9 protein-coding genes, 5 tRNA genes and 1 pseudogene are annotated in these 12112 nt (G+C 71.8%); 4 read left to right on the top strand and 11 right to left on the bottom strand.

Features of this window, described 5'->3' with window-relative positions; all coding sequences use genetic code 11:
* Positions 1 to 20 precede the first annotated feature (20 nt).
* The 6 genes from ACN28G_RS05525 to ACN28G_RS05500 all read right to left on the bottom strand — a co-directional run bounded on the left by ACN28G_RS05525 (position 21) and on the right by ACN28G_RS05500 (position 3031).
* Complete coding sequence (locus tag ACN28G_RS05525; protein WP_421478585.1) at positions 21 to 302, bottom strand: PqqD family protein; 282 nt, start codon at positions 300 to 302, stop codon at positions 21 to 23.
* Complete coding sequence (locus ACN28G_RS05520) at positions 299 to 1495, bottom strand: asparagine synthase-related protein (RefSeq protein WP_421478584.1); 1197 nt, start codon at positions 1493 to 1495, stop codon at positions 299 to 301. The genes ACN28G_RS05525 and ACN28G_RS05520 overlap by 4 nt, the downstream gene beginning before the upstream one ends.
* Positions 1488 to 2444 carry an ABC transporter permease gene (locus ACN28G_RS05515; RefSeq protein ID WP_421478582.1) on the bottom strand — a complete coding sequence of 319 codons (957 nt, stop codon included), beginning with the start codon at positions 2442 to 2444 and terminating at the stop codon, positions 1488 to 1490. Before ACN28G_RS05515 ends, ACN28G_RS05520 begins: the two co-directional genes overlap by 8 nt.
* 55 nt (positions 2445 to 2499) lie before the next feature.
* Positions 2500 to 2658 carry a lasso RiPP family leader peptide-containing protein gene (locus tag ACN28G_RS05510; RefSeq protein WP_139135629.1) on the bottom strand — a complete coding sequence of 53 codons (159 nt, stop codon included), beginning with the start codon at positions 2656 to 2658 and terminating at the stop codon, positions 2500 to 2502.
* Between the two features lie 162 nt (positions 2659 to 2820).
* Positions 2821 to 2892 (bottom strand) — tRNA-Val (locus ACN28G_RS05505).
* A 66-nt stretch (positions 2893 to 2958) separates the two neighbouring features.
* Positions 2959 to 3031: transfer RNA gene (locus tag ACN28G_RS05500), tRNA-Gly, on the bottom strand.
* Positions 3032 to 3179: 148 nt separating this feature from the next.
* Between ACN28G_RS05500 and ACN28G_RS05495 the strand changes: the two genes are divergently transcribed.
* Positions 3180 to 3425: a DUF6458 family protein gene (locus ACN28G_RS05495; protein WP_091435775.1), complete on the top strand. Its 246-nt coding sequence runs from the start codon at positions 3180 to 3182 to the stop codon at positions 3423 to 3425.
* Between the two features lie 272 nt (positions 3426 to 3697).
* Positions 3698 to 4171: pseudogene (smpB, locus tag ACN28G_RS05490) on the top strand (SsrA-binding protein SmpB); the annotation flags it as partial.
* 267 nt (positions 4172 to 4438) lie between these two features.
* Here smpB and ACN28G_RS05485 read toward each other — a convergent pair.
* The 4 genes from ACN28G_RS05485 to ACN28G_RS05470 all read right to left on the bottom strand — a co-directional run bounded on the left by ACN28G_RS05485 (position 4439) and on the right by ACN28G_RS05470 (position 7082).
* Positions 4439 to 6538, bottom strand: coding sequence for a family 43 glycosylhydrolase (locus ACN28G_RS05485; RefSeq protein WP_421478580.1), 2100 nt, complete (start codon positions 6536 to 6538; stop codon positions 4439 to 4441).
* A gap of 280 nt (positions 6539 to 6818) precedes the next feature.
* A tRNA-Val gene (locus ACN28G_RS05480) sits at positions 6819 to 6893 on the bottom strand.
* A gap of 12 nt (positions 6894 to 6905) precedes the next feature.
* Positions 6906 to 6976 (bottom strand) — tRNA-Cys (locus ACN28G_RS05475).
* Between the two features lie 33 nt (positions 6977 to 7009).
* Positions 7010 to 7082: transfer RNA gene (locus tag ACN28G_RS05470), tRNA-Gly, on the bottom strand.
* 277 nt (positions 7083 to 7359) lie between these two features.
* On the opposite strand from ACN28G_RS05470, the gene ACN28G_RS05465 reads away from it, so the two are divergent.
* Both ACN28G_RS05465 and ACN28G_RS05460 read left to right on the top strand, forming a co-directional pair.
* Positions 7360 to 7962, top strand: coding sequence for a TetR/AcrR family transcriptional regulator (locus ACN28G_RS05465; RefSeq protein ID WP_091446193.1), 603 nt, complete (start codon positions 7360 to 7362; stop codon positions 7960 to 7962).
* Positions 7963 to 8140: 178 nt separating this feature from the next.
* The gene (locus ACN28G_RS05460) at positions 8141 to 11086 is read left to right on the top strand and encodes a M36 family metallopeptidase (RefSeq protein ID WP_421478579.1); all 2946 of its coding nucleotides are present in this window, start codon (positions 8141 to 8143) and stop codon (positions 11084 to 11086) included.
* Between the two features lie 105 nt (positions 11087 to 11191).
* Here ACN28G_RS05460 and ACN28G_RS05455 read toward each other — a convergent pair whose 3' ends face one another.
* Positions 11192 to 12064, bottom strand: a complete 873-nt coding sequence (locus tag ACN28G_RS05455) for a hypothetical protein (RefSeq protein ID WP_421478578.1) — start codon at positions 12062 to 12064, stop codon at positions 11192 to 11194.
* Positions 12065 to 12112 lie beyond the last annotated feature (48 nt).

The raw sequence follows: 12112 nt of genomic DNA, 5'->3' as shown, positions 1-12112 counted from the left end.
AGCCAGTGGCGGTCGAACGGTCAGTGGCGGTTTAGCAGGTCGGCGGTGTCCAGCTCGGCCAGGAAGGAGCGCACGTCGGCGGCGGCCCGCTCCGGGTCGACCGGGGCGTGCGCGGCCAGCACGGCGGTCAGGTCGGCGGCGGTCGCCCCGGTCACCAGGTGCGGCCAGAGCAACACCGCCCAGCTGTCCAGGGCGAAGTAGACGGAGTTACGGACGTCCAGCAGCACCGCCTCGTCCCCGACGGTCCGCCAGGCCACCCGCTCGGCGTCGACCTGGTACACGGTCGTGGTCTCGGTGTTCACCTCGGTACCTCCATGATCGGTTGTGCCGGGCCCGTACCGGCCGGCCGGGAGGCCAGCCAGACCTGGTGCACCAGGGCCGCCGTGCGGGGGCAGACCGGCCAGGCGGTCCACTCCCGACGCAGCGCGGCTGGGTCCACCAACGTCTCGTCCACGCCGGTGCCGTCCCAGCCGTGTACGAACTCCCGGGTCCCGGCGCGGAAGAACACCTCGTCGAAGGTGGCCTTGCGGCGGGGCGCGACGACCAACGGCGGCAGGTCGGCGTCGGCCAGGTCGGCCAGCAGCTCCCGCCGCGACGGGGACCGCCACCGGCCCCGGTGGGTGGCCAGGGCGACGGCGAACCCCTCGTCCAGCAGCGGGGTCACCGCGAGCACGTCGTGGTCGGCGGCGACCGCGGTCAGGCTGGCCCGGGTCATGGTCAGGTCACGCCGGCCCAGGTGCCAGGCGACCCGCCCGGCCAACCGGTGCGGCTCGGCCCGCTGCTCGGCCCGGAACCGTCGGCGCAGCTCCCGGGCCACCCGGGGACGCAACCAGGGGAACGGGTCCGGCTCCCGGGCGGCCCGCCGCCCGACGCTGTGGCGCAGCCGGCTCAACCGGGCGCGCAGCGAGCCGGGACGACGCCGCCAGCCGGCCAGGATCTGGTCACCGCCCACCCCGGTCAACAGCGCCCCGCCCCGGGCCAGCTCGATGATCGGCAGGTGCAGGTGCCGGTTCGGCGGATGCAGCTGCCCGTACCGGTCGAGCAGCCGGGCGGCGACCGGACCGACCAGGTCCAGGTCCTCACCGGCGGACAGGATCCGCCAGTGTCGGCCCAGCCCCAGCTCGGCGATCACCCGGTCCTGCCAGTCCGACTCCTGTGCCCGGGGCGCGTCGGTGAACCGCCAGGTCACCGGCACCGGATCGGGCAGCCCCTCGCGCCGGGCGACCCGGGCGGCGATGGCCAGCACCAGTGCGGAGTCCACCCCACCGGAGAAGCTCACCAGGCAGGGCGGCCGGCACAACGCCGGCAGCACCGCCTGTTCCAGGGCGACCAGCGGGGCCGGCACCGGGCCGGGCCGCACCACGGGCGGGCCGGCAGCGGGCGGGCCGGCAGCCGACAGCCGGGCCGTGAGCGGGCCGGCCGCCGGGTCCTGGCCCAGCACGATGCCGCAGGCCACGTCCTGCGCGGTGGGCCGGGCAAGAGAAAGGTCAGTCACGGGTGAGCACCCCCCTGCGCCGGGCGAGCCACAGCGCGCGGTCGAAGATCCAGGCCGACAACGGCAGCAGTACGGCGGCAGCCCCGGTCAGGGCCAGCGCCGCCGTCGACCAACCACCGCCGGTCAACGCGTGCCGCAGCCCGTCCAGGGCGATCCGGGTGGGCAGTGGTTCGGCGAACGCCCGTACCGCCACCGGCAGCGCCGAGACCGGAAAATACGTGCCGGAGAGGAAGGACAGCGCCACCACCAGCAGGCGGGCCACCGGCTCCCCGGCGCCGAAGGCCACCGCGAGGCCGGCCAACGCGAGCCCGAACGGCAGGGTGCAGAGCGCGCCCAGGGCTGCGACCACGACCACCCCTCCCCAGTCGGCCCGCCCGATGTGCAGGCCGAAGAAGGTCCCGAGCACCGCGAGGTAGAGCCCGGCCCGCAGCAGGGCGAAGACGAACGGGTACCCGGCCAGGCCCAGGCCCAGCGCCCACCGTGGCACCGGCTGCGCGGTCAGCAACTCCAGGGTGCCGGCCCGCTGCTCGCCGGCCAGCCGGGTCACCACCTGGACGGTGCCGGCCTGGAGCACCAGCAGGAAGACGATGCCCACCGCGACGAAGTCGAAGTAGCTCGTCGAGCGGGTGAAGTCGGCGTCGGGGCCCAGCGTGACCACCTGCGAGACGAAGCGGAACACCAGCAGGTTGACCAACCCGAAGGCCAGGTCGAGCAGGAACGGTGGCCCGAGACCGCGGTGCTCGGACAGGTCCCGACGCAGCAACGTCAGCACCGTACGGCCACCGGCCCACGCCGACGCCGCACCGGCCCACCGCGATCCCACACCAGCCGACCGCGATGCCGTACCGGCCCACCGCGATGCCGTACCGGCCGGCCCGACGGCGAGCGGGCCGGCCGGTGACGGTTCCGGCGGCGGGTGTGCCGGTGCCGCGCGGAGGTCGCTGCTCATCGGTGCACCGACAGGTCGACACCCACAGCAGACCGCCGCTGGTGGGGTCGTCGGCTCAGATCGAGCCCAGGACGCCGGACTGGCCGTCCGCGTCGGTCACCCCGGGGAAACCGCCCTGGGTCAGCTCGGCCAGGGTGCCGAGGCGACGCAGATGCGGCCGCTGGTAGTCGGCGACAGGCGCGCTGTCATTCGTCGAATCCGGAGAAACATTCACGAAAACCCCCATACGCATAAAACGGACTAGGCGAATCGTAATTGATCCGGGCGTCCCGTTGGGCGTTTCACCACACCGAGCCCGCGCGACACGCGGAGCACACTGACAGAACGAGAAAGAGAAGAAATGTTCGGATCCGCCGACACGGCATTCACTTACCGGTGGGCGATACTGGGTTTGAACCAGTGACCTCTTCCGTGTCAAGGAAGCGCGCTCCCACTGCGCCAATCGCCCGTGGGCACCGACCCGGCGACGACGGCCGCGCTCGGCAACGGTCACCCCGGTCAGGGGCAGACCACGAGCGGACGACGGGATTCGAACCCGCGACCCTCACCTTGGCAAGGTGATGCGCTACCAGCTGCGCTACGTCCGCACGTCACCGGCCAGCGCCAGCGACGTTGCGAACTCTACCCGACGACAAGATCAGCCGACGGCCACCCCCGCACCCGGATGGTTGCCCAGCTCACCGGCGGGGTAGTTGAACTCCCCGACAGCACATCACCCCCTCGAAGGAGGCTGTCGTGGGCATCGGAACGAGCATTTTCCTTCTCGCGGTCGGCGCGATCCTCACCTTCGCCGTCAACGCCAGCGTCGGCGGTGTCGACCTGGACATCGTCGGCTGGATCCTGATGGCCGCCGGCGTACTCGGCCTGATCATGACCGCGGCGGTCTGGGGCCGCCGCCGCCAGACGGTCGCCACCGCTCCCGCCGCCGAGCCGGTGGAGTACCGGGTCGAGGAGCGTCGGGACATCGTCCCGCCGCGCTGACCGGGTTCGTCCCCGAGGGCGGCGGCCCGTACCGCCGGTCGCCTTCGCCGCCCGCCGGACCCGCCGGACCCGCCGGACCCGCCGGACCCGCCGGACCCGCCGGACCCGCCGACGACCAACGCACAGCGCCGGTCGTCGGCGGTATCCTGCACCTCGCACCGTCGGCATGCACCGCACCGTCGACGGGCACCGAACCACCGGCACACACCGGTCGCCGGCACGCACCGGCAGGCGCCGCTCGTCGGCACGCACCGTAGGAGGTCGTCGCGGCCAGGCAGACCGGTCAGCAGCTTGTCGCGACCAACCGCAGGGCGCGACACGACTACACCATCCTGAAGACGTACGAGGCGGGCCTCGTGCTCGCCGGCACCGAGGTCAAGTCGCTGCGCGCGGGACGGGTGTCGCTTGTCGACGCCTTCGCCCAGGAACGCGACGGCGAGCTGCTGCTGCACGGCCTGCACATCGCCGAGTACGGCTACGGCAGCTGGACCAACCACCAGCCCCGCCGTACCCGGAAGTTGCTGCTGCGCCGGGTGGAGATCGACCGGATCCTGGAGCGGCTACGCGACGGCGGGCTGACCCTGGTGCCCCTGTCGATGTACTTCGCCAACGGCTGGGCAAAGGTGGAGCTGGCCCTGGCCCAGGGACGGCGCTCCTACGACAAGCGGCAGGCGCTGGCCGAACGGGACGCCAACCGGGAGATCGCCCGTGCCTTCGGCCAGCATCTCAAGGGCCGCCGCCGCTGACTCACCCCCGGCCGACCACACCACCAGATACCACTCACCCCCGCCGGCGCGATGCCACCCGGCGCCCCTGGTGTGACGCCTCCGTGGCCGCGCGGGGAATTGCCGTCACAAATGTTCGGCAAGAACAGGGAAATTGCGCCTTGAATCCGCGCCGAGGCCACCGTAACCAGGAAACTGCGCCCCCGAATCTCCCAGAGGTGGGCGCGGGGTGGGGTGGGCGTGGGGTGGCCCCCGGGATGGGAATCCCGGGGGCCGTGCGTCGTTCGGTCAGGGGGTGGTTTGGGTGAATTGTCGGATGGTGACTTGGCCGCCGAGTTGGCCGGTGGTGTGGTGGTAGATGGCGTAGCGGTAGCCCATGAAGAATTGCCAGTTGTTGTTGAGGGTGAGGGCGTTGCCGAGGGGGGTGTAGGTGGTGCCGTTGGTGCTGTAGGAGAAGCGGGCTTGTCGGCCGGTGCCGGGTCGGATGTCGGCGGTGGCGCGTAGCCAGATGCGGGTGCCGGTGATGGGGGCGCTGGCTTGTTCGGTGCCGGTGTTGGTGGTGTCCCAGTTGGTGTTCATGGTCAGGCCGTTGGTCATGACGATTCTGGTGGTGCCGTTGTCGCGTTTGAGGCCGATGTGGGCGGAGGTGTCGCGTAGGACGGCGAGGCCGGTGCGGTCGCCGTCGCGCATGCCGGTGTGGTCGAGTTCGATGGTGGCGGTGGAGGTGGGGCCTTGGATGCGGTGGGTGAGGGTGTTGCGGGCTTTGTAGAGGTCGCTGGTGACGGTGGCGGTGGTGAGGTGGAGGCCGTTGTTGACCCTCCAGCGGGTGTTGTCGGGGTTGTGGTTCCATTCGTATTGGGGGCCGAGGGTGGTGCCGGTGAAGGTGTCGGTGCCGGTGAGGGGTTTGACGGGGCGTAGTGGTAGGGGGTTGGGGTAGGTGGTGGCCCAGCGTCCGTTGACGGTTTGGACTTGGGGCCAGCCGTCTGTGGTCCAGGTGATGGGGGCGAGGGTGGGCATGCGTCCGCCGGGGTAGGCGTCGGTGAAGGCCATGTAGTACCAGGCGCCGGTCTGGGTTTGGACGAGGCCGCCTTGGTGGGGGACGCCGCCGCCGGTGATGGGGCCGGGTAGGTCGAGTAGGACCTGGCGTTGTTCGTAGGGGCCGAAGGGTCCGTTGGTGGATTTGAGGACGTACTGGCCGTTGGCGGGTCGGGTGAGCCAGATGTAGTAGGCGCCGTTTCGTTTGTAGAAGCGGGCGCCTTCCAGGGTGCCGATGTTCGTGGGGGTTTGGTAGACCTGCTGGTTGCGGACCTGGGTGCGGCCGTCGGCGGAGAGTTGGGCGACGCTGATGCGGCCGTTGCCGTAGGCGACGTACATGGTGTCGTCGTCGTCGATGAGCATCCCGGCGTCGTAGTAGCAGTTCGGGATGGTGGTGTGTTTGTTCCAGGTGCCGTCCACGGCGGTGGCGGTGTAGATGTGGGTCTGGGCGAAGTCGATACACCCGGCCCAGTAGAACGTCCGATTCGACGGCCGGTAGTTCAGGGTCGAGGCCCAGATCCCGTCGACGTAGGCATGCGCGTTGCCGGGTAGGTCGTATTTGGTGCCGAAGTCCAGCCGGGGCACCGAGTGCCCGGCGAACTCCCAGTTCACCAGATCGTAGGAACGCAGGACGGGCGCACCCGGGGAGTAGTGCATGGTGGAGGCCGACATGTAGTACACGTCCCCGACCCGGATGATGTCCACATCCGCGAAGTCCTGCCACACCACCGGATTCGTGAAACTCCCCGACGGGTTGCCCGGGTTACCCGGGTCGCCTCCGCCGTCGACGCGGACGAGTTGCCACTGTTGGTTGGTGCCGCCCCAGTCGTCGTACTGGACGATGTTGCCGCCGTCGGCGGTGGAGGCGTTCTGTACCTCGATGGCCTTGTTGCTGTTGCGGTTGATCAGGCGGACGTGGCCGCCGTCGGAGTCGGCGAGGCGGAACTGCTGGTTGGTGCCGTTGCCGTCGGTCCACTGGACGATGCTGGCGCCGTTGGCGGTGGAGAAGTTGTAGACGTCGAGGACCTTGTTGGACAGTCGGGACTTGAGCCGGTAGTAGCCGCCGCCGGAGTCGACGAACTGCCACTGTTGTTGGTTGCCGTTGTTGCGGGTCCACTGGGTGATCCGCGCGCCGTCGTTGGTGGCGGAGTTGTAGACGTCCAGAGCTTTGCCGCTGTTGCGGTTGACCAGGACGTACCAGGCGTTGGTGTCGACCGTCGCGGCCAGGGCCGGCGTCGGGGCCACCCCCACGAGCGCACCGCCCACCAGCGTCGCGACCGCGACGGCAGCGAGCCGGAACAACCGCCCGCGACGCCGTGGTACGACCCGGGTGGGCCCACCGATGGTGACCATGATCCTCCTTAGACCGGAGCGGATTCACTCGGCTGAGCCGCCGCCCGGCACCAGGCACGCCGGCCCACGGCACAGCGCTGGGATCGTTAACACAGGTACCCGCCCGAGGACGTGCGGCCCGCGCCGTCCATCGACTGTGAGCGATAACATGCTGTTAGTCAAGGCGTAACAAGCAGGCAACCCAGAGCCGGGAAGGACCATGCCCGACGCGTGCCGACGGGCCCGAGAAGCAGAAAAGCCTGCCACCGAGTACGGTGGCAGGCTTTTGCCTGTGTCAATCTGGTGGGCGATACTGGGTTTGAACCAGTGACCTCTTCCGTGTCAAGGAAGCGCGCTCCCACTGCGCCAATCGCCCTCGTCGGTGCCGAGGTGGAGACGGGATTTGAACCCGTGTACACGGCTTTGCAGGCCGTTGCCTCGCCTCTCGGCCACTCCACCGAGCTTGCCCCAATTGGTGGCGGCATGTCTCCGAGCGGACGACGGGATTCGAACCCGCGACCCTCACCTTGGCAAGGTGATGCGCTACCAGCTGCGCTACGTCCGCGTGTCACCCGGCGTTCCCGGGTGACGGATGAGAACTTTAGCCGACCCCCGGAAGAGTTGCCAACTCGGGGCCCCGCTCGGCGCGGCGCCCGCGGTTCGGGTCACCCCGCGTATAGCTTCCTAGGAACCTGACTTACCTCTTCGGGCCGTCTGCCAGCGACAACGCCTGTCCATGGCACAGGGCAAGCCCGCACCGCTGTCCGGCTTCCGACTGTCCCCGGCCACATCACCCGGAGCGGTAACTGTTTGTGCACGAACGGATGGGCTACGGTAGCGCCGTGACGAGACGTGCGGTCGAGATCCGCCTGGATTCCCTGCTGCGCACCGCCTGCGACGTGATCGCCGAACGCGGCCTGGCCAACACCCGCACGGCCGACGTGGCCCAGGCCGCCGGGGTCAGCCAGGCGCTGGTCTTCTACCACTTCACCAGCAAGGAACGCCTGCTCGCGCGGGCCTTCGAGTACGCCGTCGAGCAGGATCTGGCCCGGCTCGACGCGGTGCTGCGCTCCACCGCCACCCCCCTGGTCAAGCTCAGGCGGATCCTGCGACTCGCCCCGCCGTCCGGCCGGTCCATCCCCTGGGCGATGTGGATCGACGGCTGGTCGGAGTCACTGCGTACCCCGGAGTTGGAGAAGGTCTCCCGCCGGTTGGACCTGCGCTGGCGCACGGACCTGGCCGCGGTCATCTCCGCCGGGGTGGCCGACGGCACCTTCCAGTGCACCGACCCGGCCGGCGCCGCCTGGCGGATCAACGCGGTGATGGACGGCCTCGCCGTGCAGTTCGCCGTGCACGACCGGGTGATCTCCCGCCGGCAGTACGCCGAGTGGACCCGCCTGGTCACCGCCCGCGAGCTGGGCCTGGACCCCGCCCAGCTCGACTGACGCGGCCCGCCCGCACCCGCTACCGCCGGCCGGGCGCCTGGTGCCGCCGACCCGAACGGTCGGTCGGTGGACCTTGCCCTGGACGGATCCGACTGATATTCACAGATGCGCATGCATTACCTCGCCTGCGCCGGGCCGGCCGATCGTCGGCCCACCCCCGCTCCCACCAGGAGGATCTGTGCCACGACCGGAGTGGACACCTCGGACGAGCCGGCGACGTCGCCGGCTCGTTCCCGTTCTGGCGGCCGCCGCGGTGGTCACCGCCCTGCTGCCCGCCGTTCCCACCTCCGCCGCCCCCGAGACCCCCGCGCCGGCCCCAGCCGCCGCGCGTACCTCCGGCCCGTTCGCCGACGCCGGCGAGGGCCACCGGCACGACGACGTCGACAACCGCCCGGGTACGGCCGCACCCGACGCCCGGCAACGCGGACTGGCCCGGCGGGCCGACCCGGACGTCCGGTGGAACCGCCTCGGCACCCCGCACGCGCTGGGCCCCGGCGCGACTCCCCTGGCCACCGGCCTGCCCACCGACCCGGAGGCGGCGGCCCGGCGGTACCTGACCGAACAGACCGACCTGTTCGGGCTGACCGCCGACGCGGTGGCCGGCATGGACCGGCTGCTGGTCCGCCCGATCGGCAGCGGCGCGGTGGTCACCCTGCGGCAGCGCTTCGGTGACCTGCCCGCCGGACACGACGGGCTGGTCACCCTGGCCGTCACCGGCGGGAAGGTGCTGGCGGTCAGCTCGTCGCTGTCGCGGGACACCTCCGCGCCGGCGGCGGCCACCCTCGACCGGCAGCAGGCGTACGCGGCGGCGCTCGCCGACGCCGGACTGACCGCCGCCCAGGTGAGCAGCCACCGGGTCCGCGAGGTGGCGGTGCCCACCCCGCTGGACGGGCCCCGGGCCGCCTACGAGGTGACCCTGCTCGGCGCGGACACCGACCACCCCGCCGCGTACACCACCTACGTCGACGGGATCACCGGCGCGGTGCTCCTCCGGCAGGACCTGGTCGACTTCGACTCGGAGAACCCGAGCTGGGCGGTCTTCCCGGCCGCCCCGCCGACCGACCTGCCCGCCGGCACCGACCCCCGCCTCCGCTGGTGCGGCGACCCCGCACCGGACTGCCAGGCGGCCTTCCGCGACCCGGCCACCGGAGGGGCCTGGGACGTCGACGTGGCCACCGGCGAGCCGACCGGCACCAGCCGGGGCAACTCGGCGAACACGGTGCTCTCCTGGGGCGGCGGCACCCCGGCGGTGCCGGCCACGCCGAGCCCGCAGCGCGGCTACGAGTACCCCTTCACCGACCAGTGGCGGCAGGCCCGCTGCAACCCCGAGGTGTACGCCTCGACGCAGCGCAACGACGCCGACGCGGCGGTGTCGAACCTGTTCGCCATGCACAACCGGATGCACGACTGGGCCTGGCACCTGGGCTTCACCGAGGCCACCTGGAACCTGCAGGCGGTCAACCTGAGCGGGCAGGGCCTCGGCGGCGACGCCGAGCAGGGCCGCGCCCAGCAGGGCGCGCTCTCCGGCAACCGCAACAACGCCAACCAGTCCACCCCGCGCGACGGCCTGGCCCCGACCACCAACATGTACCTGTGGCAGCCGCAGGCCGGTGGCCCGTACCCGCCCTGTGTGGACGGCGACTACGACATGACGGTGATCGGGCACGAGTACACCCACGCCATCACCAACCGGATGATCGCCGGCCCGGACTCGGGCATCAGCGGCCACCAGGGCGGCTCGATGGGTGAGTCGTGGAGCGACCTGCTCGCCGCCGAGTACCTCTTCCAGCACGGGCTGCGCGCGCCCGGTCGTACCCCCTTCGTCACCGGCGGGTACGTCACCGGCAACCTGGTGAGCGGCATCCGCAACCACGACTTCAGCCGCAGCCCGCTGAACTACTCCGACGTCGGCTACAACACCGGCGGGCCGGCGGTGCACGCCGACGGGGAGATCTGGAGCGCCACCAACTTCCGGATCCGCGCGGCCATGATGAAGCGGTACGGCGCCGGCAACGCCACCCGGCAGCTGGAGTGCGCGCGGGGGGCCCGGCCCGCCGACGCCTGCCCCGGCAACCGGCGCTGGGCGCAGCTGGTCTTCGACTCGTTCCTGCTGCAGGCGGCCAGCCAGGTCAGCATGCTGGACATGCGGGACAACCTGCTCACCGCCGACCTGCTCCGCTTCGACGGGGCCAACCAGGACCTGCTCTGGACCGAGTTCGCCCGCTCCGGCATGGGTCGCGACGCGGCCACCCAGGGCTCGGCGGACACCGACCCGACGCCGAGCTTCGCCCACCCCGACGGCGGCAACGCCACGCTCACCCTCGCCCCGAAGGGCGAGAGCGCCGACGCGCCGATCCGGGTGTACGTCGGGGCGTACGAGGCGCGGGCCACCCCGGTCGCCGACACCGACCCGGGCACCGACCTGCCGGACACCGTCGAGCTGGTGCCGGGGACGTACGACCTGTTGGCGGTGGCCCCCGGCTTCGGCCACCAGCGGTCGACGGTGACCGTCCGGGCGGGTCGGACCAGCACCGTCAACCTGCGGTTGCCGCCCAACGTGGCCTCGGTGGCCGCCGGCGCCACGGTCTCCGGTGACGGGGTCAACCTGGACCGGATCGCCGACGACAGCGAGGCGACCAACTGGGCGTCCCGGGACGGGGTGGCCGGTCGGCAGGTCACCGTGGACCTGGCCGGGGACCGGCCGCAGGCGGTGAAGCGGATCAACGTCAGCGCGATGCTGCGTCCCACGATCACCGGGGACGCGGACGCCGGGGCGCAGAACGCGCTCACCTCGCTGCGCTCCTTCGCGGTCTGGGCGTGCAACGCCAGGACCACCGACTGCGCCGACCCGACCCGGTTCAGGCGGGTCTTCACCAGCAGGCCCGACGCCTTCCCGGGCGGCGCGTACCGCCCGTACGTGCCGGAGATCAACCTGCGGTCGTTCACCCTGCCCACCACGGTCGCCACCCACCTGCGGCTGGAGGTGCTGACCAGCCAGTGCACCGGCGGCCCGGACTACGCCGGTGAGCGCGACGACGACCCGGCCACCACCACCGACTGCGCCACCGCCAGCCCGGCGCGTGACCAGGTACGGATCGCCGAGTTCCAGGCGTTCACCCGGTAACACCGGTCCGGCCCCGTCGGGGAGGAGGCTCCTCCCCGACGGGGCCGGTCACCCGTCAGGCATTGGTCGTCCGCCGGACCACAGCCGCCCGGCGGTCGGCGGTGGTCAGCGTCGGGCCGGTCGCCAGCGCCGGGCGCTGACCGGTCGTTCCCACCGCTCGTGCGGCGACAGCTCCTCGGCCGCGGCGTCGGTCGCCGCCGCCGGGCGGATCAGGTGCCGCAGCCGCAGCAGGAGGCTGACCCCGAGGAAGAGCAGCAGCCCGCCGAGCAGGAAGGCGGCGTGCACCATGCCGAACCCGCCGGACTGGGCCACCGGCCGGTTCGCCCCGGCCTCGGCCACCGCCGGCTCGGTCGACTCGACCGGCTCCTCCACCGGAATCTCCGCCTCGACCGTGGGCTCCAAGCTCGGCTCAGGCGTCGACTCGGGCGTCGACTCGGCGGTCGGCTCCGGCGCCGGTGGCGCCGGCGGGGCCGCCCGCTCACCCACCACCGACCGGGTAGCGGTCTGCCGGGCCAGCAGCCGGTTGTTCACGTCGTACGCCTCGGCGGCCAGGGTGACCCGCCCCTCGCCCACGTCACCGACGAAGGCCACCCGGTACTGCGCGGTGACCGTCCGGTCCCGGCAGAGCGTGCCCGGGTCGAGCTGCCGGTCGGTCAGCCGGGCCGTGGCACCCCCCTCGGTGCTCACCTGCACCGGGAAGGAACCGGTCTCCTCCACCCGGTCGATCCGCACCTGGTCCAGCCCGAGACCCCGCACCTGGACCAGCATCGACCAGCGCACCTTCTGGCACCCACCGTTGTCGCTGCGGGACACCACAGCCGACACCGTCTCCGCCCGGCCACCGGCGGTGAACTCGGCCGGTAGGCCGCTCAGCTCGGTGCTGAACGCCGCGTGCGCCGGAGCGGCCAGAGCCGCCTGCACCCCGGACAGACAGGCCAGCACCACCCCGACCCGTAACGCGTACCGCCACACCGTCATCACCGCCCCACGCCTCCCGTCGGTTGCATCCAGTGATCAACGCTAGGA

The organism is Micromonospora sp. WMMA1923 (assembly GCF_049179195.1).
In the GTDB taxonomy this organism is placed as follows: Bacteria; Actinomycetota; Actinomycetes; order Mycobacteriales; family Micromonosporaceae; genus Micromonospora; species Micromonospora yangpuensis.
The sequence above is the reverse complement of the archived record's forward strand: the minus strand, read 5'-3'. Positions and strand labels throughout refer to the sequence as shown.

Excerpts from the sequence above, each read along its gene's own strand:
- ACN28G_RS05515 (WP_421478582.1), bottom strand. The coding sequence starts at position 2,444 with ATGAGCAGCGACCTCCGCGCGGCACCGGCACACCCGCCGCCGGAACCG.
- ACN28G_RS05485 (WP_421478580.1), bottom strand. The coding sequence starts at position 6,538 with ATGGTCACCATCGGTGGGCCCACCCGGGTCGTACCACGGCGTCGCGGG.
- ACN28G_RS05455 (WP_421478578.1), bottom strand. The coding sequence starts at position 12,064 with ATGACGGTGTGGCGGTACGCGTTACGGGTCGGGGTGGTGCTGGCCTGT.